Below are 26,726 nucleotides of genomic sequence, written 5' to 3'. Positions count from 1 at the left end.
CTCGGGGCAAGTCAGATCGCTTTTGTGAGATAGAAATCAACTGGCTTGCTTCTGCTTGTTTCTCTGTTATGAAACTCTAATTTTTTTTGATAGAACAACGACCTTAGAAGTATGAAAACGATCGTGGCAAAGTTGTGGCTATTGCTCTTTTGCGGCCTACTCCTCTCTACGTCGGCTTTCGCTCAAAAACAAGGCGAAGGACGGCGACTTGTGGTATTGATTGTGGATGAGAAAACCGGGGAGTCTTTGCCCGGTGCTGTCGTCTCCCTCAATAAGAAAGATTTTCAAGTAACGGATATCGAGGGAAAAGCCTCTTTTGCATTTCCTTCCTCCAAGGCAGCAAAGCTTGCTGTCCAGATGCTGGGATATCAACCATACGAAACACAAGTGAAGAAAGAGCAAGCCAATGGCAAAACCCTACGAATTCAAATAAAGGAACAAGTAGAATCGCTGGATGATGTAACAGTGATAGCCAACAAGCCACGTACTGTGGCTACCTCCATTGCTGTACAAGTGTCCCAAGCACGGCTAAAAGAAAGTACCGGAAAGAATTTGGCAGAAATTCTCTCTCAACTACCAGGCTTGAGCTCTATTAGTACGGGAGCAACCATTATGAAACCGGTAATTCAGGGGATGCACAGTAGTCGTATCCTGCTTATCAACAATGGAGTAAGACAGGAAGGACAGCAGTGGGGAGCCGACCACGCCCCAGAAGTGGATGCCTCATCGGCCACTGAGCTGGAAGTCATCAAAGGAGCTGAGTCTATCCGCTATGGAGCTGGAGCTATTGGTGGTGTTATCCTGCTCAATTCGGCCTCATTACCTAAAGGCGACAAACTATCCGGCAATGCAGCTATTCGCAGTGGGTTGAATCCCTATCGTGCTGGTATGAATGTAGACTTAATGGGTGGTGGAGACTTTCTTTCTAATTTCCGCTGGAGAGCACAGCTCGGAGGAGGCTATGGAGGAGACTACGCCACAGGTGGTACAAGCATGAAAGCTAAGGACTACAATGCCAATCCATCGAAATATCCAAAATCTTCTTACGTCTTGAACAACACCGGTTCTCGAGAACTGAGTGCAGCCTTTACAGCTGGTTTTAAAACCAAACAATACGAAGTATCTGCCTTTGGTAGCTACTACCATACTGAATTAGGTGTTTTCTTTGGCTCTCACATTGGTAACCTCGAAGATTTGTATGATCGATTCGAAACTGGTCGCCCAGATCGCTACTTCGATCGTTCTTTTGAAATTCAAAATCCACGCCAGCAAGTCAATCACGTGATCGGTCGTGTAGATGGGAAATGGATCTTCGACAATGACAGTCGTTTGAAAGTTCAATACGACTACCAAAAAGACGTCCGAAAAGAATTTGAAATCCGAAAAGGAGACAACAACAATCTGCCGGTACTTGGCCTCACCCTCGACACCCATTCTCTGCAAGCCGGCTGGGAAACATCCAAGAGAAATGATTGGCGCCTTGTGGTAGGGAGCTCAGGTTCTTATCAAGTGAATAAGAGTGACGACAATACCCGATTTGTACCTATCGTACCAAACTTCTTAGCCGAAAATGTTGGACTTTGGGTAATTGGTAAATATGCTAAGCCGACGTTTGAAGTGGAGGCAGGAGCTCGATATGACTATAAGTATCTGCATGCAGATGGTTATGACAATATCGGAAATCGTTATGGTAGTGTTATTGAAAAGAAAGCCAAACAATACAATAGTCCAACATTCACACTCTCAGCAATGTATGCTCCCAGCAACCTGCTGCGTCTGCACACTAATTTGGGCCTGGCATGGCGTGCACCAGAGGTAAGTGAACTATATAGTAGCGGGTTACACCACGGTGCTGGTACTTTCGAACTTGGCGACAAAAATCTCAAACCAGAACAAGGACTCAAATGGAGCAACGAAATACAGCTTAATAGCACTTACCTTTCTATTAATTCATCCGGCTTTGTACAGTGGATCAAGAACTATATTTATGCTCAACCATCCAGAAAAAATGGCAAGCCAGAAACTCAACAGCTCGTCAATGGTTTTTTCCCCGTATTCCGCTACAAACAGAATCCGGCATTCTTTTACGGAGGGGACTTGGTTATCACAGTTCGCCCTCCGATAGAAAATCTCAGTTACACTCTGCAAGGAGAATGGATAAGGGCAGAAAATCTTGACACACATGGTTATTTTCCCTACATCCCCTCTGACAAGTATAGCCAAAAACTGGAATGGAGCAAGATCTACAACAGGAGTGGGATCAACAAGCTCTCAATAGCAGTCATGCATCAATATGTCACTAAACAAAAGAATTTTGATCCATCTATAGACTTTGTGGATGTGACTCCCGATGCTTACCATTTGGTTGGTCTCAATGCGTCTTTAGGCTTACGAATCAACAAGATGCAACGTCTGGAAATAAGCCTTATGGCAGATAACCTCTTAAATGAGTTGTACAAAGAATATACCAATCGTTTCCGTTACTATGCTCATGAGAAAGGACGTGATATACAGCTCAGAATGCGATACGAATTTTGAATTTTATCTACTACCTTAGTTCCACCACCCATAGAAAGATATGAAAAGTCTTATCAAATCAATAGTAGTACTTTCTTTACTGTCTTTTGTAACAGCTTGCGGGAAAGCTCCAGAGCCCAAAAACCAAGCTCTAGACAAAGGACACAGTGAGCCCGTAAAAATAGAGTTTCTGTTCACTCCCGGCTCTCTTCCCGAATCTGAATTATCCGAGGATAATATTTTTGCTCACAACTTTGTCCCGGAAATCGGAGGAACTCCTGTAAGATTCTTGGGAGAGTACAATGATGAGAACAAATTTGTCACCTCGGGTCCTATAACTCTACCTAAAGGGAAATGGCATAAGCTAGAAGTTAATTTTTACAACAAATCTGATGTACTACTGAACCACGAATTTCTAACACCGGTACAACAGAAAATGCATCAGTTCTTTTTCCGTTCCTATCAAGGCTATGATGAGGAAAAACTTCGTTACAAAAAACTTGACAAGAAGCTTATCAATTACAAATATGGAGATGTCGATGAAAAAGGGAGAGATCTTGAATACCCAGTTGGATTTACAGGCTACTTTTGTGTAAGTCCGACAATTGGGCAAGATAGTTTCGAACTACGCATCTCCCTCTCTCATGTAACACCTCCTGCCTCCAAGCTTGATGACAATGGAAAACCCTATAAGTATGACAGTCCTTCTAAGCGAGTTTCAGGTGTTACGGACGTCGATATTCGTGTGACAGTAAATGTCAAATAAAAAAAACATTATCACCATGAAGTCAACAATCAAATTTCTTTCGCTCTGCCTTTTTGTGGTAACAATGAGCTTATCTATTGGGGGGTGTGACAAAGACAAACCTACCCCCCCTACTCCTCCGGGACCAGTTGTTCCCCCCAATCCCACTCCTGAACCTACTCCTGAACCTACTCCTGAGCCGGAAATCCCCAAAGCTACAGCGAGTTGGCCCACTAAAGTGGAGCTTCTTATGGCAGAGGGGCACATGCATGGAAGCTTATTCCACGCAAATCCTCATAGCAAAGATTTCCCTTTCAAGAAAATACAGAGAATGACATTAGAGCTCAAAGGAGATAAATATGAGCGTACAGATGGAGAAGATGTATTCCGCCTATCGGGAGGAGCTGTTTGGTGTATCATCGCAAACTTATTCGATAAGAACGGGAATCGTATTAACACTCAATTTCTCACAAAAGAGAATGAGAAATTGTGCCAAATGTTCATTTCGACTTCCAATGTCAAAAACTTCAAAACGGGAGCTTCCTTAAATATTAGTTCTGGAGTTCCTCTCGCTCCTTTTGGATATAGAGATACAGACCCAGAAGACAAGCTCTTGCAGCGAAAAAGTGATGCTGTCAAGCTTACGCATAGCAATGTAGGACTAAAAGGTTACTTCGTAGATTTGCAAGCCAGTGCAGATCCTACTGAAGAGAATAGGGGCGGAGGTATCATAAGAGAATATCTCTCTTTCAACCTCAATCTCTCTTTTGTAAAGTTTGCTACTCCCGAAGAAAAGACTTCTGGAGGGAGTGTACGTCCAGGACTTGATATTGAAGGACCTCGCAAGGCTAAAGAATACCTCTTCTACCTATCAGTTCCAACAAAAATTCTAGTGATGCGCCCTTGGAATGATGCCCAAGAAAGTCAGTATATAAAAGATATTGCTGAGGAATATGGTTTAGATGAAGAAAAGGTTGCAGAAGCTTGGGAGGAATATGGAGACATAGATATCGAAAGTAATAATTTCTATGTATAAGGAGGAATAATCTCTCTCCTACCAAACTCAAAAGAATAAGCGAAGTGTCCGTTGAGATGCCTCGCTTATTCTTTTGATAAACTTTTTGGTATGAAACACTGGAGATTTTAGCATAGGATTTCAAAGTCTCTTGAAAAATCTGTTGCACAGATCATCTCAAAGAGACCATTGCGCAATAGAAAGTCGGTAGCCTTGTTCTTTCAGACCATGTTTTGCTACTTGAGGTCGTGTTTTTCAGCTGTGATATTCTCCTCCTTTACCCCGATCTTGTGGAAAATCGCCACAAGGTCGGGGATTTTGTGCTTATTTGGCAGCTTGAAGCACAATAAGCCTTGGCATACGCTTGAGATTGTATACCATGGCTTCAAGGATATTCTGTGTATGTGTCTTGTCTAACCCTCGGTAGCGGCATCTTCCTCCCGAGAACCACCGGCGAATACTACCGAAGGTGCGTTCTATCAAGCATCTGGTCTTGCTTATCATCCGATTGAGTTGCTTCTGCCTCTCGTTAAGAACTTTCCCACGACTAGCCTTAAACATAATGCCATCCTTCAAGCCATGACGAGCTAAGCTCTCCGAATTCTTTTTGCTACAATAACCTTTATCCGCTAGCATACTTACCCTGGAGGACAACCCGGACTTCTCTATCAAGTCGGGTAAAGTAACCGTATCAGCACAATTAGCAGGTGTTGTGATGAGCGCTTCTACTAAACCTTGCTCATCCGTAAGTACATGTTTCTTGTATCCATATCAATAATGCTTGCCCTTGCGCACCCAACGAGCCTCAGAGTCAACGCCTGACTTACCTCTTCTGAGTTCATACTGATAAGCCTCCTCTTGGTCCAACGCATCCTGTGAGCGAGCATCCTCTCTATCTTTTGCCACTTCAATGATAATGCTGCCATCAGGGGAATAAGGGCTGTCTACAATGCTGGCATCCACGATGGCGCCTTGGTCAATACGGCTAATGCCATGTTTCTCGAACTGCTTATTCAGCTCACGAAGGAGCTTATCCATAATGCCTAGACGAGTTAGCTCCGAGCGAAAACGGCTGATGGTGCTATGGTCTGGAGAAGGGAAGCCAAGAGCTAAGCCAAGGAATTCACTGAAAAGGAGTGAGTCATTAATCCGTTCCTCAACCTCATAATCGCTCAAACCATACCAAGTGAATCTTGAACATCAGCAAGGCGTCGTAGGCTGGGTTACCTACGGCATTCTGTGTCTTAGTGTACTTCTTGTTCAACAGTGTGCGCACACCTCGCCAATCAACGCATGCATTGATTTGGCGAAGAAAGGAGTGCTTCATCCGATCGCGACGAACTTGCGTATATACATGAAGAAAGCTTGGAGCCTGTTCTGTTGGTTTTGTTGCCATATTGATGCTACTAATCGCACATAAGTATGCTAAGTATCAGCGATATATGCAATAGTTGCAACTCCCCAAAGGCACAGAGTGCTATGCAATGGGCTCCTCAAAAGCTGTATCTGCAAGCTTGTGGCTCGACTTTTTAGGATGCAGGCATTGCTAAACTTTAGGACTGAGGATGGGAAAGGGGAAACGATTTGTAAACATCTATGACAGGGATGTTTCGCAACTCCCAAAATGGTAATTAAAATGTGCTATTTTGGAGGCTGTGCAAAATAAACTAATCGCAAGGCACTGAGAAGGGGAGACTAAGGGAGTATACTTGTCATTATGACGAAGCTCCGATGTCGAAGATAATGTGTGGCAAGTGTCGCGTCATGCAACACGAAACTCATTATGAGGAGCATGATACCTTGTGATGATATTTCAGCAACGAAGTAAAAAAAGAAAGACTATACAAAAGAGGAACAAGCTCTCTGTCTTTCAAGCCATGAGGGAATATCGGAAGAAGAAAAAGAAAAAAAGAGGAGGAAAAGAGGGAATAACCATTCTGAGAAAAGTGACCGCGACAGGATTCAAACCTGTAACCTTCTGATCCGTAGTCAGATGCTCTATTCAGTTGAGCTACGCGGCCAAGAGAAGTATCGGAACGCTCCACATAGCAGCCTTGAGAAGAGTGACCGCGACAGGATTCAAACCTGTAACCTTCTGATCCGTAGTCAGATGCTCTATTCAGTTGAGCTACGCGGCCGCTTTGTCTAGCCCCAATGCGGTTGCAAATATAAGCATTTTCGCATAATGGCAAGCAGCCTTCAAGGAATATTTTTCTAATTACGAACAGGACAAGAGAGGAGTGGTAGGAGTTTTTCCAATTCGTCACTACTGCACAACAGGCTTCTCAGCAAGTATTACTATACCCAAACCCGAGTTATCCGGTTCTTGTCTTCATTTTCAGTATCTCGGCACAACTCACAAAGAGAAACTATTGCACAGCACTCTCTAAAAAACGACCTCAGAAACCTTTCGCATCAATTTGGTGTAGAATAGAGCATTAAGAGGATGACGGTATGAGAGAAAGGGCTTAAATCTAAACATTAGTAATATCGAAAAACAACGCCGTGACTGCTACTTATAAGAGGCTTTTATTAGTGTTCTACACGAGTATTCAAAAACAAAACTATGAGGGCTTCCCTCCCCATACAAACATCTCTCCGAGAGAAACAGTTGCGCACAGAGATCTGCAGAAATCTCCAAATCCATCCCTTGAATATTCAACTCCAGCATGTATATTTCTATTTATTTCAGCTTCTATCCGTTTACTTTCGGATTTGCTTTTCAGCCCGAATTGAAGACTTTTGGGGCTGTATTTTTCCTCTCTTTTTAATGTCGACAGGAATCGTTTTTTCCTAACACGGGAGAGAGCAAAAAATATCTCCTGAGAGAATTTTTGCTAACACAGGAGAGAACAAAAATTTCCTCAGGAGAGAATTTTGACCCTCTCAAAACCTCCTATTCATCGGCATTTGGAGAGGTCAGTACAAAGCATACAAAAAGGGAGATACTAACTTGTCCGTAGAGTCTTTTTTCCTCTCTCCTCTTGACCTTTTGGCGGGGCAAAAAGTTTACAAAATATATCAATTAAGGATGTCATACAGCTGCTCAAAAAGTTTGCATGAATAGCCTCTTGCCCAGAAACTACGGATTCAGCAATCGCAAAATCTTGAGGATGCACACCTCTTAATACTCGAGTAAGCTCAAATGTCGATGGTAGCACAATTATGTGGTTTCTTCTTGTTTATCTGTCCTCTTTGCTATTGTGTAGTTGGCAGATACAATGGAGACCTCTTGTTTCTCTATCATTCTATCCATGCCACTGTTGCGTAAGAATGCGATAGACACAACGGATACTTCTTGTCTATCCATATATCGTCATTCTCGCAGAACAAAAAAAAGGCTGCATCGAAAACTACAGTTTCGATACAGCCTCTTCTCCATGCGCACCGCTGGAGTTGTTGGTGTGGATTATTCAGCAGCGGGAGTTCCTTCTGCTTCGGCAGCAGGTGCTTCCTCCTGGGCAGGTGCCTCTGCTTGTTCAGCCTCTGCTTTGGCAGCAGCTTCTGCCTCGGCCTTTGCCTTAGCTATCGCTGCACGCTTCTCGCTCAAGAGCTTTGCCTTAGCTTCGTTAGTTTCCTTTTCGGCTTTGAGCAAAGCAGCAACCTTTTCTCCCTGCTTTTTTTGATCTCCTTCCTTAACCTTGATCAGTTCGTCTTTCTTCGCTTTCAACCAAGCATCGAAACGACGCTGTGCTTCAGCTTCATCGAAAGCTCCTTTTTTCACACCACCTTGGAGGTGCTTCATCATAAGGACTCCTTCTCGAGAAAGGATTGAACGAACTGTGTCTGTAGGCTGCGCACCCACATTGAGCCAATACAGAGCACGGTCGAATTTCAAATCTATTGTAGCAGGATTAGTGTTCGGATTATAAGAACCTATCCTCTCAATAAACTTTCCATCTCGTGGAGCCCTGCTGTCTGCGACTACAACCTTGTAGAAGGCATAATCCTTCCGGCCGTGACGCTGCAATCTGATTTTTGTTGCCATACTTCGTGTTAGCTATTTGTTTATTAAGTCTTTATGCCTACCGTACGATTCGGTCAAGCCTCGCAAAGGTAGGGATTATTTGTAAACTAACAATGTCTCCTTTCTCTCTCCCTTTCTGGTGCAGCGGAAGGAAACTATGCGACATCTTCTCCTCTGTCGATAAGCCTGTTTCCTCTCTCCATCTCCTCAAAATAAAAAAGAGGAAACTGCGCAACAGCTTCCTCTTATTATTTTTTCTTTCTACCGCCTCTTTTCTCTCAGCTCCGTTGTCTCTCTCTCGTCTCTATCCCAGCTTTGGGAGGAGCCGTTTGCAAACACACTGGTAGAGAGCAAAGGAATGTTGAGAGAGAAGCACAAGGATTTTAGTCGGGAAAGAAATATATCGGCTAACCTCGGGGTAAAGCCGAAGGTTTTCGGCCAGTTTACGAAGCTCTACAATCTCATCCCGAGAACAATGAGTTGCTGCAAAGCGCATTACAAAGCGATAATGGGCACTGGCAATCTGTGTAATTCGTCGCTTTAAGGATATTCGCTGTACTTCGTGTGCCTGTTTGAGCAAGAGGGCACAGACTTGAAGCCTACTTCGCAACCGTGGCATCTCCAAGCTGCTCTCTCGCACAAGAGAGTTTTTCCGGATGTAGTAGTAATAACCCACGGTCGGGGCAAAAGAAACCTTGGCAGCCGAACTAAGCACTGCTACCGTAAAGGGAATATCCTCAAACAACATCTTCTCTTTGTAGAAGCAAAGATTGTTTTGAGTGAGAAATGTTCGGCGAAACAGGGTCCAACAAGAATAGCACTCATCAGGATTGAAGAAATGCAGAAAAAAGTCCTCCCCACTGTAGCTTTTTTTCTGTAGTCTCTCATTCCGGGTATTTAGAATCTGTGGTCCATCATAATCGGAAGCCGGAACTATATCGAAAAGGAATCGAATCAGATCCGACTGCTCCTCTTCTATCTGCTTAATCAGGCCTGGCACCACCTCAGGATCAATCCAGTCATCCGAATCCACAAACCAAACATACTCTCCCTTGGCTAAGTCAATACCACGGTTACGAGTTGGGCCTAATCCTCTGTTAGAATGGCTATAAAGACGGATCTCAACCTCGGGATGAGACTGTGCATAGGCCTTCAATATCTCTTCGCTATCATCAGTACTACCATCGTTGATAGCTATAATTTCGTATTCAGACCGCTCCAGAGGGATGCGGACAAGACTGTCCAGGCAACGCTTCAAATAGGGAGTTACGTTATAAACAGGCAAAATAATGGAGAGGAGGGTTGTCATCGATAAGTAGAGATAAAGAAAATACTATTGCTGTTTCGCCTCATTTCCTCCGAAATGGAGAAAAAAAAGAGACTACCCTATTTGCAAAAGCAACGGGTAGCCTCTCTATTACTATTTAGAACGATTGAGTTCCAAATCGCATTACATACCGACCATCACCGGTACTGCATTGAAAATCAAAATAGATACAAGCAGAGCCAAGATAGCATACAACTCGGGGAATACGGCCATCACCATGGTTGCACCGAACACGTTGTGTCCACCACCGATGGCTTGTACACCATTAGCACATACCTGAGCCTGACGTATAGCAGAGAACAAACCCACTACACCCAAGGCCAAACCTGCAGCGAAGATACCCCAGCCAGCAATAGCTCCCATCGGGCCATCGAACACATTCTGAGCAACGAGCTTGCCAATAAGACTATTTGCCAAGAAGAAACCAACGAAGCCATACAGACCCTGAGAAGAAGGCAAAGCTGAGAGGGCAATGTAGGTACCCATAGCGTCGGGGTTCTTCTTCATGGCACCTACTACGGTGTTACCACAGATTGTCACGCCAACACTACTACCGATACCGGTAAGAACAACCATCAGCCCAAGGCCGATGTAAGCCAAAATAAGATTCATAATACTTGAAAGTTTTTGATTGGTTGGTATTTGTTTTAGTTATTGTTCGTTCAAGATTTCTTGAATGGAGAATAGGCTTTGCCACCTCCCTCAAACTCTGCGTTTTTGTAGAACTCTACAAAGGTCAAACGCAATGGGTGTACCAGTGAACTGATTGTAGCCAGACCGATATTGATACTGTGCCCGAGTATAAGAATCAGAGGCATCACCAAAATACGCATCACGATGCTTCCCTCAGTCATATTCCAGGCCAGATTGTTGAACACCCCTCCAAGAATACCTCCTGTGAGGCCAATCGCAAAAAGACGAATGTAAGAGAGTGTATCCCCCAATAGGCCAGAAGCCATATTGTAGGTGTTCCAAAGTCCAGCTCCGAAGTTAAAGAGAGGATTCTTACCCGGTGAGTTGTAGAAAAATGCAATCAGCACTGCTACTCCTATTACACCAAGCAGGATATACTCTACCAACTCCGGCAAAGCTGGGAATAGTCTTGGCAAAAGGAGCAACAAGCAGCCGGCTATCAGAATGACACCCCAAGCAAAAGTAGCCAAGCCATACTTGAAACCACGCTGTTTGCTTAGCTTCATCCCGGCAATAAACTTGCCGAATATAATCTGCAACAGACCTATACCGATAGCCAAGGACATCATGTTGTTTTGGTTCAGGAAGTAGTCATCACTTACCCCACCAAGCAAATCATCTCCAGCCCAAGGCATCACCAAACCCAACACCGTTCCCATCAGTGCCCCAACAATCGCAGCCGCTCCACCAAGCCATTGGAAAAGCGAACATACTGGCTTCATATCCGGTTTAGCCTTGAATTTGAGTATCGTAGCCCCAATAAAAAGAATTGCACCATAGCCTCCATCTCCATAACAAAGAGCAAAGAAAAGCATGAAAAATGGGGCAAAGAAAGGAGTAGGATCGAGCTCGCTATAATTCGGCAGCGAAAACATCTTCGTTATCGGCTCAAACAGACGAGAGAAGAAATTATTCTTCAACTTGATAGGCACTTGGTCCTCATCAGTAATCTCCATCTGCTGATAATAAATACCGTCTTTATCGAGAGCAGCCTCCAGCTCGGAAGCCTGTTGGGCAGGAATCCAGCCTTGAAGAATCATTAAACGCTCATCTGCTTGTCTATCGGCTTGCAAGAGTGCATTTCCGAAACTGAAACGATCTTGCAACAAACGATCGTAAGCCAAAATCTCCGGCAAACGATTGTCTGCAAAAGCAGTTATATCTTCTTGCGTCTTCTCCAGCTCTCTCTCCAAATCAGACTGCTCATTCTGCAAAGTCTTGAGACTTTTTTCTTGCGGATGCACTTCCTCAATGTCTGCAATGGCAGGAGCTCCTATCTTCTGTACGGAAACGAAGTAATTGGCGGAACGAACCGAATTGATCAGCACTGCCCCATATTCATCCGCCCATTCTTCTTGGTAGGCAGAGGTCGGGACTACATGGAAACGGATATTATATCCGGCTTCACGCAGACGCTCAAGGTCTTGAGGCTCATACTGTCCCCACACCTGCATTGCTTCTACCTCACGCTTCTTTTGTGTCAGGCTCTGCTCCAATTCTCTTTCACGATCCAAGAGAGCCACAGCTTCTTGGTAGGCCTTACGCCCAACCTCTTCCGATTCGATCTCTATTCGATTCAATTCGGGGGCTTCCGGAGAGCGCCTGCGAAGGATCACCCTGCGAAAAGCATCCACTTCTTTGCGCAGAGATAACAACTCGGTGAGTTCCTCTGCCGATGCGGCATCTTGAGACTCTTGTATATGCACCAATCCCAAGTCACGCAAGCGACGAAGGAAGGCCTCATACTCTTGGTGAAAGACCAAGAAAGAGTACTTACTCATCTTGTATATCATAGGGCATCCTCCTGTTCTACTGATTCAGCATGCTTTTCGAGATTCGAGCGCATGATCTTTTGCGAAGATTTGGACAAGCTCTCCTCATCTTCGAGGTATCGCTTAATCTTGCGAATAGCATCAATATATCCCGGTATCTGTACCTTCTCAAAAAGATTCACCTTTTGAGTTGTTTTCTTACGGGCATACTCCAAAAACTCCAGCTTGAGAGCAAAAAACTCAGCCTTAATACCGGTAGTGGCCAAGCTCTCCAAAAGAGCTATCCCTTCGGCATACCACGAAGGCGAGTTAAAGAGGCTGAATGGGTGAGTCTCGTAGTCGATACCATCCAGTTGGGGAACGATCACACCTGCAACCTTGCGAGCCGAGAGGCGTACATCCTTGACAGTGATTAGATCCGGGTTAAACTCATCCCACAAGGCTACCATAGATTTGTAGCCCCCAATTTCCTCCTCAAGCTGGCGTTCCAATCTCTCTACCTCATCACGCGTACGCTTAACTTCCAGACGCAGAGCACTCTCTTTGCTTTTGATTGTCGGCAAAGTGCGCACTCGCATCTTGAGCTGCTTCTCTTGCTGCTGTAGAGAGGTTTTATTGTATTGAAACTTAATTGCCATGTCTTCTCTATTCGCAGATTACTGGGCGTTCTTCCAATATTTATCCACCAACTGCTGTTTAATATTTACCTCAGCCGGTTTGAAGTGTTTGGAGAAGAGTCCCCAAGCAACGTCAAGCATCTCGGTATTATCCAGATTGACATCAATCGCCAAGAGTTGTGCAGAGTAGTCCTTGGCAAAGTCCAATGCACGAGTATCGTAGTCGGTCAGGTCAAATCCGTTCTCCATCTTAGTCTGGGCATTGGCCGCATCGGAGAACAGACGCACAGCAGCATTCATTACCTGCGGGTGGTCTTCACGTGTTCTCTTGCCAATTACCAACTGTTTCAGACGAGACAATGATCGGAAGGGGTCTACGATAACCTTACCCACATTTGTATCTCTACGCAAATACAACTGCCCCTCTGTGATATAACCAGTGTTGTCGGGCACAGCATGGGTAATATCCCCACCCGAGAGGGTCGTTACAGCGATAATGGTGATAGAACCTCCATCGGGGAACTGCACAGCTTTCTCGTAGATTTTAGCCAAATCTGAGTAGAGAGAACCCGGCATAGAGTCTTTCGAAGGGATCTGGTCCATACGGTTCGACACAATAGCCAGAGCATCGGCATAGTTTGTCATGTCAGTGAGCAGCACCAACACTTTCTGATGCTTCTCCACTGCAAAATACTCAGCAGCAGCCAAAGCCATGTCCGGCACCAAGATACGCTCTACGGAAGGGTCTTCAGTTGTATTGATAAAGCTGATAATGCGGTCCAATGCACCTGCATTGCTAAATGTATTTTTAAAGAAGAGGTAGTCGTCATTAGTCATACCCATACCACCCAAGATAATCTTGTCTGATTGGGCACGCAGAGCTACCATAGCCATTACTTGGTTGAAGGGCTGATCAGGGTCGGCAAAGAAAGGAATCTTCTGACCGGTTACCAATGTATTGTTAAGGTCGATACCAGCAATACCTGTTGCAATAAGCTCGGAGGGTTGCTCACGACGTACAGGATTCACAGACGGGCCTCCAATCTCGATTTCTTTACCTTCCGGCATAGGCCCACCGTCGATCGGTTCGCCATAAGCATTGAAGAAACGACCGGCAAGCTGGTCGCTCACTTTCAATGAAGGAGACTTACCCATGAAAATCACTTCTGCATTGGTAGGGATACCTTCCGTACCGGCAAATACCTGCATCGTTACTTCGTCTCCATTGATCTTCACCACCTGTGCCAAACGGCCATTGATCGTAGCAAGCTCTTCGTTGCCTACGCCACCGGCTTTGAGCGAACAGGTCGCTTTGGTGATGTTGGAGATTTTGGTGTATATCTTTTGGAATGCTTGAGTAGCCATACTATCTATACCTGATATTGAGGATTCTACATTATTTCTTGATACGTTCGGCTACAACACTTTGCAGCTGAGAGTAGAACTTGTCGAAGTCCGCACTCTTATATTCCGAATAGTTCATCTGCTTAAACACGTTGATAACTCGCTTGAAGTATTCACTCACCTGCGAGAAATCCTCAAAGTCGTACTCAGCTTCACACAGCTTCACTACCTCTGTGAGCATAAACTGCTGACGTTCAAGCGGAGTATTGCAGTCGATATCGTCGAAAGCATCCTGCTGCAAAATCACGAAGTCGATGAGTTCGGCTTTCCAGAAGGTTACGTGGTAATCCACCGGCACACCATCGTCCCCAAGGATATTGATCTGCTCGGCAATCTCTTTCCCTCTCTGCAGACGAGTCTTGGTATTAAGTACCATCTCCGTCCAAGTATGGGAGATATGACCGGAGATATACTCCTCGAATTCTGGATATTCGATGTATTTGGAATAAGAGTCTATCGGGTTTACAGCCGGATAACGCTTGCGGTCTGCACGCTCCTGCTCCAAAGCATAGAAGCAACGAGCCACTTTCTTGGTATTCTCTGTCACTGGCTCCTTGAGGTTACCTCCAGCCGGAGATACGGTACCAATGAAAGTAACCGAACCGGAAGAGCCGTTATTAAGGTACACAAAACCCGCACGAGCATAGAAGTTTGCCACGATAGCCGAAAGGTCCATCGGGAAGGCATCCGGGCCGGGAAGTTCTTCCAAGCGGTTGGACATCTCACGCAAAGCCTGTGCCCAACGAGAAGTAGAGTCAGCCATGAGCAGAACCTTAAGCCCCATAGAGCGATAATATTCGGCGATAGTCATGGCTGTATATACGGAAGCCTCACGCGAAGCCACAGGCATGTTAGAAGTATTGGCGATAATGATTGTGCGCTCCATCAACTTACGTCCGGTATGTGAGTCGATAAGTTCAGGGAATTCCTTAAAGATCTCCACCACCTCATTGGCACGCTCACCACAAGCTGCAATAATCACGATATCAGCCTCTGCCTGCTTGGAGATTGCATGCTGGAGCACTGTCTTGCCGGTACCGAATGGGCCAGGGATAAAACCCGTACCGCCCTCTACAATCGGGTTAAGGGTATCGATGATCCGGACTCCGGTCTCAAGAAGCTTGAAAGGCCTAGGTTTTTCGCGGTAACAGGTAATAGCTTTCTTTACCGGCCAACGCTGCACCATGGTCACCTTGTGCTCATTGCCTTCCTTATCTTTCAGTACGGCAATGGTATCATCTACAGTATAGCTACCGGCCTTTGCAAGAGAAAGAAGGGTATAGTTCCCAGTCATTACAAAAGGCACCATAATCTTGTGGGCCTGATGGTTTTCGTCTACTTCACCCAACCAATGACCGGCTGTCACGGTCTCGCCTTCTTTGGCCAAGGGCTTGAACTCCCATTTCCGGCCTTCATCCAAAGCATAGGTGTAAGAGCCACGTTTGAGGAAGACTCCATCCATCTTGTCCAAGTCGTTTTGCAGACCATCGTAATTCTTGGAGAGCATACCGGGTCCGAGGGTTACCTCAAGCATCGATCCGAGGAATTCGGCCGAGTCACCAACTCTCATGCCACGAGTGCTTTCGAATACCTGTACATAAGCATTCTTGCCAATCACTTTGATGACCTCACTCATCAGAGGAGTACCACTCACGGTGATAAAGCAAATTTCATTCTGAGACACCGGGCCGTCCACCTCTACGGTCACAAGGTTGGACACGATGCCTTTAACAACTCCTTTAGTAGCCATTATGATTTATTTCTTTTGATTTCGTTTGAATTCCTCGAGCGATTCCGAACTCTGAGTTTTCAGAGAGCTGACAATCCGGCGGAAAGTCTCTTCGCCGGTGGTCTCATCCAGACTTACCCATCGCTCTATGATAGATAGCTGCAAATAGTAGCAAAGGAGGCGTTCTATATCGAACACATTACGGAAACACTGTTCCTCAAGCCAATTCCATTTGAAAAGATCTATCATTCTCTCACGCTTGGTAATATCTCCCTCCTCAGCTATACGCATGATCTCTGGCAAATACTCCAGCTCGTCAGTCAGGCCAAAATCTCTGGCCTTCTCTGTGCGGAGCTTCTCTGTCACGGCATTGTCTCCCACCACATACTTAGCAGGATTCCAACCCAAACGCCTAGCTGTATGAGCAGCCAGAATGTTGCGCATATTGAGATTCAACTCAAACCATTTTTCCAGAAAATCGTTTCCACAGCCCAAAGCATGGGCAAAATACAAGGCAGCCAAACGGTCTTCACCTGCAATACCGGTCGTAGTAGAGATTTCTTTCTCGCCCTCCTGCTGTTGCAGGTGCTCCTCTATAAATGTGTAGTAGTATGGGGGCAGATGCTTGAATCGAGGAATACGAACTCCCCATTCATCGCTCTGATGTGCTTCGATAATGCGCCCTATCTCTTCGTACGTAAACAGCGATGGGCCGGATTCGGTCTCTGCCTCGGACTCTCCTGCTTGCAAATAATGGAGCAGATAGCGATTCTCCCGCTCCCACAGGAGTAAATCAAGCAATTGCTCATCTTTTCGAGTGAGCACACTGCGCAGCTCGGCTATATATTCGCTGGTACTAAAGGGGATCTTGCGATCCTCCACAGCGATATTAGGCAGGCCGGCCGCAGTAGCATAATACTTAGCCATAGCTTATGTGGAACCTTGCCGATTTAGAATAGCATTTCCACCAGCTTCGGACGGAGGAAGCTCTTGAAGAGATTGATGAATTGTTCCTCGCCAAACATCACCTTGTAGGCTCCGTTAGCCGGAGAAATGGTAAAGTCAGCTGGTTTACCTGCTACTTCTTCTATTTTCACTTGCTTATCCAACAAGTCTTTGGCGTTGGCTGCAAAGTAGTTGATCAGTCCTTCGGCATCAGCGGTGCCGATTACAATCTGCTCTCCTGCCTGCCAGTTTTTTGCCAGTGTGAGGATCAATTGACGTACAAAATCCGGATCGGCAGTAGCCGCCTTTACATTGGAGCTTACAATCTTACCTGTCAACTGGTCAGCGATTGCGCTCTTGAGCGATTCGCGCATCTGATCTGCGTACAGTTTAAGCTCAGATTGGGTATTTTTTTCCAAGTCGGCAGCTTTTTTCTTGGCATCGCTCACGATCTGCTCTGCCTCTGCTTTAGCTTGCTTTATCAGTTCAGCGCGCTTGGCTTCTGCCTCAGAAACAATTTTTGCGGCTTCACTATTGCCTTTTTCTACACCTTCACGATAAATCTTATCGGTCAGTTCCTGGATTTTGGAGTCCATCATAAATATGTTGTTTGGTAGTATTTAAGTCGCATTGCTATAATGGTCGCAAAGATAAAAAAAATAAGTCTATGGCAAAGGTTTTTGAAAGCCTGAATAGCCCTTTGGAAGCTAATTATCGCCCTCATTTTTCGACATTTAAACCACACAGATAAGCGAAGAAAGGAGTTCAAGCTCAAAAGCAAAAAAACTGCCATTCTGTAAGCCTTGCCACCGACATTTTGTCACCCTCTCTTCACAAAACAAAACACCTGATCCTGTTTTGCCCGGCAATAACCCTCGGAGACACCTGCAAAAGAACAGCAACTCCATACTGTGACAATAGGCAACACTGCGTCTCATTTTGTACCTTCGCAATGCAGAGAATAGTACAAACAAAAACAAGCAAATTCAGGAAATGAAAAGACTCGTGTTGCTCCGCCACGGAGAAAGTGAATGGAACAGACAAAACCGGTTCACCGGTTGGACGGATGTAGATCTTACCGAAAAAGGTGTGGAAGAAGCCTTAGAGGCCGGTCGCCAACTCAAGGCAAATGGTTTCTTCTTCGACAAGGCCTTTACATCTTACCTTAAAAGAGCTGTCAAAACGCTCAATAATGTATTGGATGTCATGGATTTGGATTGGATACCGGTGGAGAAAGATTGGCGGCTTAACGAGAAACATTACGGGATGTTGCAAGGGCTCAACAAAGCTGAGACAGCAGCCAAGTATGGAGATGAGCAGGTTTTAGTTTGGAGACGGAGCTTCGATGTTCCTCCTCAAGCATTGGAAGCGGACGATGAACGCTCTCCTCTGCAAGACAAACGCTATGCAACAGTAGACAAAGCTTTACTCCCCCTTACCGAATCACTCAAAGATACCATAGAACGTATACTACCCTACTGGACCAATACCATTTTACCCTCTCTGGCTCGCTCCAAGGACATCTTGGTTACAGCACATGGCAACAGCCTCAGAGCTATCATCAAGGAGCTGAAAGGCATCTCGGATCAAGACATTATCTCTCTTAATCTGCCCACGGCTATCCCTTACGTTTTTGAGTTTGACGATGATCTCAATCTCTGCCGGGATTACTTTCTCGGAGATCCCGATAAAATAAAAGCCTTGATGGAAGCCGTAGCCAATCAAGCCAAAGGTGTTTGAGACCGTTTATTTGGTATAACTTTGTGCCACAACCGGCCCGAATACCCTTCGAGCCGGTGTGGGTGTGCAGTGTAACTTCAAAAAACAAATAAACAAGACCTATGAAGAAAGCTATCAGCGCCGCAGACTTGGCGGCAAAGTTTAGAGACGGTATGACTATCATGGTCGGCGGTTTTCTTGCCAATGGGACTCCCGAGCGCATCATTGACGAGTTGGTTAAAAGTGGCGTAAAGGATCTTACCATAATCGCCAATGACACTTCCTTCCCCGACAAAGGGCTTGGTCGTTTGGTGGCCTCTAAGCAGGTAAAAAAAGTAATCGCCAGCCACATCGGGACCAATAAACTCACCGGAGAACAAATGAATGCTGGAGAGCTGGAAGTCGAATTCAGTCCGCAAGGAACTTTGGCCGAGCGTGTACGTGCCGGAGGCGCAGGTTTGGGTGGGGTGCTCACTCAAACAGGCATCGGTACTGTGATCGAGGAAGGTAAGCAAAAAGTGAGTGTAGATGGTGTTGAATACCTACTGGAGAAGCCTTTACGTGCTGATTTTGCTTTCATCAAGGGAAGTATAGGCGACGAGTTCGGGAACTTGGTATACTTAGGCACGACTCAGAATTTCCAGCCTCTCATGGCCATGGCTGCGGATTGCGTAGTGGCTGAAATTGAGAAACTCGTACCCGAGGGCGACATAGAGCCACATGCAGTGCATACCAGTGGCATATTCGTAGACTACATATTGCAATAATATATTCGTCAGCTCCTCTCTGAGAAAGGAGCTATTTAGTCAACAAAGAGAGGGGGATGTGCCTGAATTGGCATATCCCCCTCTCTTTGTTGTAAACAAAATGCTCACTTATTCTTTCATAAAATGTTGGATAAAAGCTCTTCCTCTGGAAACAAATCGAGCAAAATATTTTCCGGAAGGTAAGAAAGATAAGTCTACAGTTTCTCCGGTTTTGACATACCAAGAGCGAACCTTTTCTCCCTGGTCTGTCCAAATCTCCATGTACAACTTAGCCCCTTCTTCTACCAAAGGAGAATCATTGTTAGACATGATCGTTCCTTTCCCATCTACGACAACGGAGGGAACCAAGAGTACATCCGATTCTTGTTGAGTATTTTCCTCGTTTCCATCATACTGACGATATTCAAACTTTGAAGACCAGTCCCCAGTCCCTAATTCATTTGAGAGTCGAACCTGAAGAGTTGCCTTCCCTTTGAGTCTTGAAATGAAAGAGGGAACGAAAACGTAGTATGAATCAGGAACTGTATATGAAGTCCCCATCTCTTCTTCCTTAGGACCTTCCTCTGGGGTATAGGGAGGGATAGGAGGAGGCAAAGGAGGGTAAGGCTTGGGTGGGAAAGGACCAATTGGCAGTTCTTCATCAACAAGACCATTTGTGGCAAAAACTCCTGCACCGGGCTTTGCCTTGTAAAGATGAGATTCAGCGTCCTCTTCGTATGCACCTATTAGAGCCATGCTGTTATCAAGAGAATCTGAATCTAATTCCTGTTTTTTTGCATATTCTCTGATGTAATTCCGAGTGTTGTAATTCTCATTTGTTTCATCGCATCTCCATTCAGCATCCCATACATCACCCCCTCCTCTCCAAGTAAGAAGAATAGCCGGCAAAAAGAATTCTTTCGTATTGCTATCACTAAGCTTAAAATTCATTTTCAGTTGCTTTGCTGTGATATGCATTGGATCAGGAGTTCCCACATAAGAACCTTTAAAACCTGTTTTTCCAACATATTCCTTTCCATTCGGAGTATTGATATAGGCTCGAGCTCCCACATAGACATGAAAATACCTGAGACAAGTAGGACTCGGACGAGCCCCTACATACCTGAGTGTGATAGAATGCTCTGTACGAGAGAGTTCTTCAAAACCTGGAGAAACAAAGAACTGATAATTAAAATCAGGCAAAGGAGAAGAAATGCTATAGGTATAAGGATCTCCAACATATTCTTTAACAGCTGAAGGGCCATTAACTGTAGGGGTATAAGAGGTTTTTCCTTCCAATTCCAACTTCAAAGCCTCACCATGAGAAGACAGCTCCATATGACTTCGAGAGGTAGAAGAGCCATATATCCTATCAAAGGGTGTTCTTTTCTTCCACAGTAGCTCATTGGTATTCAATTCTTCTTCCAAATCACTTCCCCAATCATCTAAATATAAGGCGCTATTTCGAGGAATAAAGGAAAACTTGTCTTGCTTCAAATGAGATTTCATTCCATACTTAAGCAGGAAGAAATGGTATAGACAACCCTGTCCATCTGATATTTCTTGTTCTAAATTGTCCTTGGAGAGAGGGAAAAAGCTACCAGGAGCTCCATCCAGAGCCAAACACGACTCTGGAGAATAGCGAGTTGTATTGTGAAAATACTTTACAGTGGGAAAGACAAAAAGATGCAACCGATGAAATGCGATTTTGAATGAATACACAGGGTACCGTGGCCAAGTTTTCTTTTTTCCCACTGCCCGGATGTTCAAATTAGCACTAACCCAGCTAACTCCCGGAATGAGATTCAAAAGAGTACTAACCAGACTGTCATCAGCTCTTATAGAAATGATAAACCGTAAAATAGTCTGAACGAAATATCCGAATCCTGGTCTTAATGAGGCTTTTACCACAAACATGTCATCTCCGGGGAAAAGCAACTTTTTCCCAGACATATCTCCATTCGAGAATGCCACATTCTCAGTTTTCTGAGGGAGTCCTAATTCATGGTATTTACGCATAAATTCTTCATGTATGCGTTGTGCCTGAGGATCAACATTTTGAGCAATCAACTGTGGGGTAGCTCCGGTTGTAAGAATCTCTTTAATTACATCCAGAGACATATTGCTTGTAAATTTTTCCGACTTCTTTGTTTTACGACTGTTTTTCAACAATCTCTCCAAGTTTTTTCTCAGCTTCATGTTTAAGAGATCTTCAATGAAACACAAAGCTCCATATGGTACATTTGCTCCTTGGTGGGGAGAATCCATGGAAATGTATTTAGAAGCCTGATGATCTTCCCCTGCAATCTCCATTTGCCGAAGAGCTATTGCAGCAACCAAACCTCCCATACTGTACCCCATAACGACATTGGGAGTTGAGCCTTTGTGCCTGTTCACCCAACGTATAGCATCCTTCATTAGGTTCGCATTTCTCCAGATATCATCTGCCCCATCATTGTAATCCAAATAGACCAAATCAAATTGAGATAGAAGCTCATTTTGAGTTGCAACCTGACCTGTGAGTATTCCAGAAAAATCATCCAGTTTTACACCGAGATTTGGGGACAATTTTGTCAATTCATACCCCTCAGCAATTATTAGTGGCCGTCTGAGAATCTTACGAGAACCGGTGTAGAGGATTGTCAACTGCCCTCCACTATGCTCATCAGTGGCAGGGATAGGAATTGTGTCGACACTTCTTGCACCACTCTTCAAGAACAGATCCGAAGAACTATCAACCAATATTTTCGTTTGACTCAACAGCTCCTTCCCGCTGTCAAGCACAACTTTGAAACGGACTCTCTTGACTCCATCTTCATTGTAGCAATGCTTGATCTTCCGGAAGGGATAAATCCTCGAAAAAGAATCTCCATCCTCAAAAGCAACATAGATTGCTCGAATATCCGAATCGTCCGAGAAAAGCAATTCAGGATTCATCCGAAATTCAACTTCTCTCGTCTTCCAGACAATGGTCTTGGGTGCCACAGAGAAGATATGAGCCTCTTTGTACACATCTTCCGGATCTCCATGGACGACAGCCTGTCCATTTTCAGCCCTTACCAACCCTCTTTGCAGTGCATCTTCCGCAATGTAATTGTATTTGTACAGAAGAATAGAAAAATCAGAGGCTCTTGCTTTCTCACATTTTTCCATAAAGGAGTCAAGGGCTACAACTTCTGTGTCTCTCTCATCAACAGCTCCCGAAAACAAGGAGGTAAGCATCAGTATTTGAGCACTAAAATCAGAATAATTACTATCTCTCAGACAGCCATCATACTGTTCCAAAGGGATACCTTCTATCGCATAATCCCGTAGAATCCCTGTTGAAATATCCTCTTTGTTTACCCTGGAAAAATGTGATCAATGCTCCGCCTTACCTCTGACAAATCGGAGGTTTGACCGGACAAATCTGTCAGGGAAAAGCATAGGCATACTAAGGCTACGATTCTAAGCCAACTAATGTGTTTCATTTCTGTTCATTTTCCTGTTTATACTCATGTCTGTTAAATTGCAATATGGGGGCTTTGAGGTCAAAAAAGCCTTTTAATACAAGAGGCTTGGGTTCCTCCTGATCAACTCTGAAAGAACCAGGAGGAACAACAGAGTCTACAACAAGTCTCTTTGGTGGGATAACTATAGTTGTTGCAGGCTCAACTGATATTTCAAATCTTCCGGCTATAGCTGGAACATCCAGATCCAACTTGTCAACAAAAATCTCTCCTCCACCACGCGAAAAATAGTACGAGACAACACTTTTTTCCAAAAAATCCAGAGACAAGCCACTTTTATCTATAACAAAAAGGGGTTCTTCTTTATGAAAAAAGAATTGAAAATAAAAAGAATTCATAGGACCATCTCCTCCCATCTTGGAAGAAAAAATATCCAAGTAGTAACTATCATCCTTCTCCCTGTAGTTCAGCACCACAGAAGCTTCTCGTGGGATAGGGAAACCCCAAAATTGCCCCCATTTATTGACATAAAAAGGCTTATCGAACCCCTCTATCTCAAAAGCAACAATATTTTTGCCGGACTGAGAGACCGGTGGCATCTTTTCCAAAGCCGGTGGTTCCTCCGGTTGTTAAAAAAAATCACAACTGGTCAAGCATAACCCCAGCAAGAGAAAACAAAACAGAGCAACAACAAATGGCTTTTTCATACTACGACAAAAGAACAATAAAGCGAGAGAGCACTCCGAACAAAAACCTCCCCACATCAGTACTCAAGGAAGCTATAACAAAGAGATAAAATTAAAACTCTCACTATCAATCCGCAGCAAAGTTATGTTTTATTTGCAAATAAACAATCCATCCCATCTGAAAACACAAATTATCACCATAAAGGCTAAGACTTCTACAGGGAGGATTCAAAAAAAAGGATCGACTCCGGAAACTCTGGTCAATAAAAAGTTGAAGAGCCTTCTGTAAAGAAAAAAGGTCTTGATATGTAATGCAAAACTATTCTCTGGGGGGAGAACAAAAAATATCTCCTGAGGGAGCAATCGCTAACTCCTGTGTTAGCAAAAATTCCCTCAGGAGATATTTTTGCCCCTTCCAGAACGTCCTATTCATAGACATTTCGAGAGGGGCAAAAAAGGTCTCAAATGGACGAAAATAGAGCTACATGATAGTCGATTTATTTCATCCAAAGAGTTTCCACTTTCCCATCCACACACACGAAATAGGAACCGGGAGCAAGTTGTTCAACAGCAATACGAGTGATATCTCCGGTCGATTGGGCACGAAGAACACAAGCCCCGACTGTATCGAATATCAGGATCTCCCTCCCTTCTTCTACATTGCGGACAAAAATCTCATCCACAGCAGGATTGGGGTAAACGAAAAAACTCCGGGACAAGGCGGCCTGTGTAGAGAGCGTCGAAATACCCTCGTAAATCAGGACTTCTCCTTCGGCATCAGTAGAGAAAACTGTCCAATTCTTTTCTCTGGCAATACGGACATCCGTATCCAAACACTTATTCTTATCGGGCTCCGGCTCATTCTCCGTATTAAATACGATAAATCCAGCTCGATTGGGAATAGAGGGGTCATCCTTGACTGTGAATACGGGCAAGCTGCATTACAGCCGTCATCGCCTTCCCTTCTATCTCATTGTCGAAAAGGGTGAGTGTATGAAGATCAGTAGCCGAGAATTGCAGAGCTTTGAGACAATTGACATGCAGCTGCACCTCCTCTCTCAGTTTTTTGTTCTTACTAAGGTCTACTTTAGTCAGGTTACAACCCGCAGCAAACAGCTTTGTGAGTTCACGGCATTGACTTACATCTAAGCGAAACCATTTATTACCTGAGCAATTCAGCTCTGTCAAGCGGGGGTATTTAGTCAGATCCAGTGCCGACACCTTACTATTGTTGCAATACAACTTCTCCAAACTCACAGCTTGAGATATGTTGATAGCACCAACCGAACTGTTGGTAGTCTGCAGGATTTTGAGTTTGAAAACTATTGGTGTCCGATAAAAGTTTTTCGAGACTTATCATTCTCTTTTTACCGGTTGCTATTCTAAGAAATAACCAACTATTCTCTTTCTAAGAGAATTTCTCCTTTTCATCAAAGTATATTGGCGTTCTATTTAATCGGACAGCCGAATAGTCAATCTCTTAGGAGAGCTTTTGGGAAACAATCTCATGCTCTTGCCAGCACAAGAGGTAAGAGAATACCAAAACAGGTTCTCGTCAATGAATTTTGAGGGGCTTTTTATCGGACAGCCGACTCTGTGCAAGAAAAAAGGGGCTTACAGAAACAAAAAAGACTCCAAAGGAGCTGATTTATGGGCTTAACTATACCTTTTATGCTTTCGAAAAGTTTTATCGGACACCAATATTTGAAAACATCCCCCATCGTTATGGTCTTGAGATTGGCATTTTCATAGCAAATCAGATTCACCAATTCGGGGTTTCCACTCACATCCAGAGAGGTAATGTACATCTCACTACAATCGAGACTCCGAACCTTGCCCCTGATCTCCAAGTTCCTTCACTCAAGGAGGTAGTATCGCTTCCCTCCGACAAGGCTGTGATATTTCGCCCCTCCACCTAATGAGACCTTTGCACGGCAATTCTTCACTGAAAGAGAGAAATCGCTCGAACTCATCGAAGAGTTTCTTCAGGGTGACGTGAGCATATCGTTCCGTTGTTTCAATACAGATAAAAACAGATCCACTCCCACTCTCCAAGAAGAGTGAGAATGGATCTGGGAAAACGCCGAACAGAGCTTCTGCCCTATTTTAGAAAGACCTGACAACTACTCTTTTCGTCCATTTGATTTAGAAAGAAAACTTACAACTTACACCCTGACAAGACAAGATATAGCAACCTGGCTCCAAGTTTTCGATTTCGACAGCATTGTCATTCGACAACAACACACTTTTCACGAGAACGCCAGCCATACTATATATATTCATTCGGCTTCCAGTCAATTCCAAATCCGAATTAAGAATAAGCATTGCTCCTTCTACATGAGCCCGCAAGTGAACATCTTTTTTTATCTGTAAAATAGAAGTCGGAGGAGTAGCCTCATATACAATCTGTTCTTCATTTTCAGAAATCGGGGCAAACTTAGAGCCACTTCCAATAAGCCCCATGGGGAAAGACCTGAAAGCTACACTATTTCGAAACTCTTCACATATAGAATTCGCTATAGTTTTACAAGTCGGTATAAAAGTTTCCTCCAGAGGGAACTCATTGTTATACCCGTACACAAAAGGAAAATTGTCACGGCCTGCCTTCACCAAATTCCCGACCTCATCGTACTCATAAGCAAATTCCAACCTGCCATTAGCGCCTCCACTGGCTTCATCAGAAAAAATCAAAGAGATGAGCCTCTTCTGATTATCATAGGCAAACTCTTCACGAAAAATTTCTCCACCTCCTTCTTCTGGGGCTCTCTGAGAAACTAAAACAATCTTCTTATCATCATTGTAAGAAATTTGACACTTACGATAGAGGAGCCATTGGTTTGCCCTTTGATCCAAATAATAGACATCCCCCATTACCGGAAGCATATCTTCATTGTAGAAAACTTCACATCCCGCCACTTTCGTTAGCTCTTCATCATCTATATGTTCCCCCAGAAGACCGTATCGCTCATACTTGGTCAAATAGCCTTTCTCATCTCGCATAAACAGTTCTCTTCCACTCACAAGATCAAATTCTCCGGTAGAGATACGCGGACGTCCATAAGTATCAATCTTGGATAAGTAACCCTTCTCATCATAGAAGAACTTAACGATTGTTTCCAATCTCGTTTCTCCTTCTTCCGATTCCGATGTCGTACGTTTCTCTATCAGACGCCCCTCTTGATCGTAACTGTATTCAGTCTTTTGACCAAAAACAGAATAAGACTTCAACCTATACCTATATCCCTCAGATGTAAAATCGTTGTGGGCCATAGTCTGAGCCAAAGCAGAAAAAGAAGAACAAAACAAAAGAAGGGAAATGAGAGTAATAAGTAATTTTTTCATAGAGTAATTTGTTTTACTGACTTTGTTTTAGAAACTGCCTGCAAACCTAAGAG

General features: G+C 44.3%; 20 protein-coding genes, 2 tRNA genes and 1 pseudogene. 5 read left to right on the top strand and 18 right to left on the bottom strand.

The window, feature by feature from the left end; translation table 11 throughout:
- Nucleotides 1-111: 111 nt before the first annotated feature.
- Genes B5D48_RS01760 through B5D48_RS01750 form a run of 3 tightly spaced genes read left to right on the top strand, consistent with a single transcriptional unit; the run spans nt 112 to nt 4,298 of the window.
- Nucleotides 112-2,538, top strand: coding sequence for a TonB-dependent receptor (locus tag B5D48_RS01760; protein ID WP_023938478.1), 2,427 nt, complete (start codon nt 112-114; stop codon nt 2,536-2,538).
- A 40-nt stretch (nt 2,539-2,578) separates the two neighbouring features.
- On the top strand, nt 2,579-3,283 hold the full coding sequence (locus tag B5D48_RS01755) for a hypothetical protein (protein WP_023938477.1): 705 nt from the start codon (nt 2,579-2,581) through the stop codon (nt 3,281-3,283).
- Between the two features lie 16 nt (nt 3,284-3,299).
- Nucleotides 3,300-4,298, top strand: a complete 999-nt coding sequence (locus tag B5D48_RS01750) for a hypothetical protein (protein ID WP_023938475.1) — start codon at nt 3,300-3,302, stop codon at nt 4,296-4,298.
- 303 nt (nt 4,299-4,601) lie between these two features.
- On the opposite strand, the pseudogene B5D48_RS09335 reads toward B5D48_RS01750, so the two are convergent.
- The 13 genes and pseudogenes from B5D48_RS09335 to B5D48_RS01690 form a co-directional block, all read right to left on the bottom strand.
- A pseudogene (locus tag B5D48_RS09335) lies at nt 4,602-5,673 on the bottom strand (IS5 family transposase).
- A 551-nt stretch (nt 5,674-6,224) separates the two neighbouring features.
- A tRNA-Arg gene (locus B5D48_RS01740) sits at nt 6,225-6,298 on the bottom strand.
- 43 nt (nt 6,299-6,341) lie between these two features.
- Nucleotides 6,342-6,415 (bottom strand) — tRNA-Arg (locus B5D48_RS01735).
- 1,025 nt (nt 6,416-7,440) lie between these two features.
- The gene (locus tag B5D48_RS09085) at nt 7,441-7,587 is read right to left on the bottom strand and encodes a hypothetical protein (RefSeq protein WP_023938461.1); all 147 of its coding nucleotides are present in this window, start codon (nt 7,585-7,587) and stop codon (nt 7,441-7,443) included.
- Nucleotides 7,588-7,686: 99 nt separating this feature from the next.
- Nucleotides 7,687-8,265, bottom strand: coding sequence for a 30S ribosomal protein S16 (locus B5D48_RS01730; RefSeq protein ID WP_023938459.1), 579 nt, complete (start codon nt 8,263-8,265; stop codon nt 7,687-7,689).
- A 283-nt stretch (nt 8,266-8,548) separates the two neighbouring features.
- A complete protein-coding gene (locus tag B5D48_RS01725; RefSeq protein ID WP_023938455.1) occupies nt 8,549-9,553 on the bottom strand; it encodes a glycosyltransferase family 2 protein in 1,005 nt (334 codons plus the stop codon).
- 141 nt (nt 9,554-9,694) lie between these two features.
- Nucleotides 9,695-10,183 carry a V-type ATP synthase subunit K gene (locus B5D48_RS01720; RefSeq protein ID WP_023938451.1) on the bottom strand — a complete coding sequence of 163 codons (489 nt, stop codon included), beginning with the start codon at nt 10,181-10,183 and terminating at the stop codon, nt 9,695-9,697.
- 50 nt (nt 10,184-10,233) lie between these two features.
- Nucleotides 10,234-12,045 (bottom strand): V-type ATP synthase subunit I, encoded by a 1,812-nt coding sequence (locus B5D48_RS01715; protein ID WP_394341828.1) that lies wholly within the window; start codon nt 12,043-12,045, stop codon nt 10,234-10,236.
- An 8-nt stretch (nt 12,046-12,053) separates the two neighbouring features.
- On the bottom strand, nt 12,054-12,674 hold the full coding sequence (locus B5D48_RS01710; RefSeq protein WP_023938448.1) for a V-type ATP synthase subunit D: 621 nt from the start codon (nt 12,672-12,674) through the stop codon (nt 12,054-12,056).
- A gap of 18 nt (nt 12,675-12,692) precedes the next feature.
- Nucleotides 12,693-14,018 carry a V-type ATP synthase subunit B gene (locus B5D48_RS01705; RefSeq protein WP_023938446.1) on the bottom strand — a complete coding sequence of 442 codons (1,326 nt, stop codon included), beginning with the start codon at nt 14,016-14,018 and terminating at the stop codon, nt 12,693-12,695.
- A 31-nt stretch (nt 14,019-14,049) separates the two neighbouring features.
- On the bottom strand, nt 14,050-15,807 hold the full coding sequence (locus B5D48_RS01700) for a V-type ATP synthase subunit A (protein WP_023938444.1): 1,758 nt from the start codon (nt 15,805-15,807) through the stop codon (nt 14,050-14,052).
- Between the two features lie 6 nt (nt 15,808-15,813).
- Nucleotides 15,814-16,713, bottom strand: coding sequence for a DUF2764 family protein (locus tag B5D48_RS01695; RefSeq protein ID WP_023938443.1), 900 nt, complete (start codon nt 16,711-16,713; stop codon nt 15,814-15,816).
- A gap of 23 nt (nt 16,714-16,736) precedes the next feature.
- Nucleotides 16,737-17,327 (bottom strand): V-type ATP synthase subunit E, encoded by a 591-nt coding sequence (locus tag B5D48_RS01690; RefSeq protein WP_023938441.1) that lies wholly within the window; start codon nt 17,325-17,327, stop codon nt 16,737-16,739.
- A 397-nt stretch (nt 17,328-17,724) separates the two neighbouring features.
- On the opposite strand from B5D48_RS01690, the gene gpmA reads away from it, so the two are divergent.
- Together gpmA and B5D48_RS01675 are read left to right on the top strand one after the other, a co-directional pair.
- Complete coding sequence (gpmA, locus tag B5D48_RS01680; protein WP_036887356.1) at nt 17,725-18,471, top strand: 2,3-diphosphoglycerate-dependent phosphoglycerate mutase; 747 nt, start codon at nt 17,725-17,727, stop codon at nt 18,469-18,471.
- 101 nt (nt 18,472-18,572) lie between these two features.
- Nucleotides 18,573-19,217 (top strand): CoA transferase subunit A, encoded by a 645-nt coding sequence (locus tag B5D48_RS01675; protein ID WP_023938437.1) that lies wholly within the window; start codon nt 18,573-18,575, stop codon nt 19,215-19,217.
- A 108-nt stretch (nt 19,218-19,325) separates the two neighbouring features.
- On the opposite strand, the gene B5D48_RS01670 is transcribed toward B5D48_RS01675, so the two are convergent.
- The 5 genes from B5D48_RS01670 to B5D48_RS01640 form a co-directional block, all read right to left on the bottom strand.
- Nucleotides 19,326-22,481, bottom strand: a complete 3,156-nt coding sequence (locus tag B5D48_RS01670) for an esterase/lipase family protein (protein WP_023938436.1) — start codon at nt 22,479-22,481, stop codon at nt 19,326-19,328.
- A gap of 181 nt (nt 22,482-22,662) precedes the next feature.
- Nucleotides 22,663-23,082, bottom strand: a complete 420-nt coding sequence (locus B5D48_RS01665; RefSeq protein ID WP_143742786.1) for a hypothetical protein — start codon at nt 23,080-23,082, stop codon at nt 22,663-22,665.
- A gap of 746 nt (nt 23,083-23,828) precedes the next feature.
- Complete coding sequence (locus tag B5D48_RS01660) at nt 23,829-24,266, bottom strand: T9SS type A sorting domain-containing protein (RefSeq protein ID WP_023938432.1); 438 nt, start codon at nt 24,264-24,266, stop codon at nt 23,829-23,831.
- On the bottom strand, nt 24,241-24,582 hold the full coding sequence (locus B5D48_RS01655) for a leucine-rich repeat domain-containing protein (RefSeq protein ID WP_143742785.1): 342 nt from the start codon (nt 24,580-24,582) through the stop codon (nt 24,241-24,243). The genes B5D48_RS01660 and B5D48_RS01655 overlap by 26 nt, the downstream gene beginning before the upstream one ends.
- Nucleotides 24,583-25,476: 894 nt before the next feature.
- A complete protein-coding gene (locus B5D48_RS01640; RefSeq protein ID WP_023939037.1) occupies nt 25,477-26,673 on the bottom strand; it encodes a T9SS type A sorting domain-containing protein in 1,197 nt (398 codons plus the stop codon).
- Between the last annotated feature and the right edge of the window lie 53 nt (nt 26,674-26,726).

It is taken from the genome of Porphyromonas crevioricanis, assembly GCF_900167225.1.
GTDB lineage: Bacteria > Bacteroidota > Bacteroidia > Bacteroidales > Porphyromonadaceae > Porphyromonas > Porphyromonas crevioricanis.
Note: the sequence above shows the minus strand (reverse complement) of the source record. Positions and strands in the feature narration are given on the sequence as shown.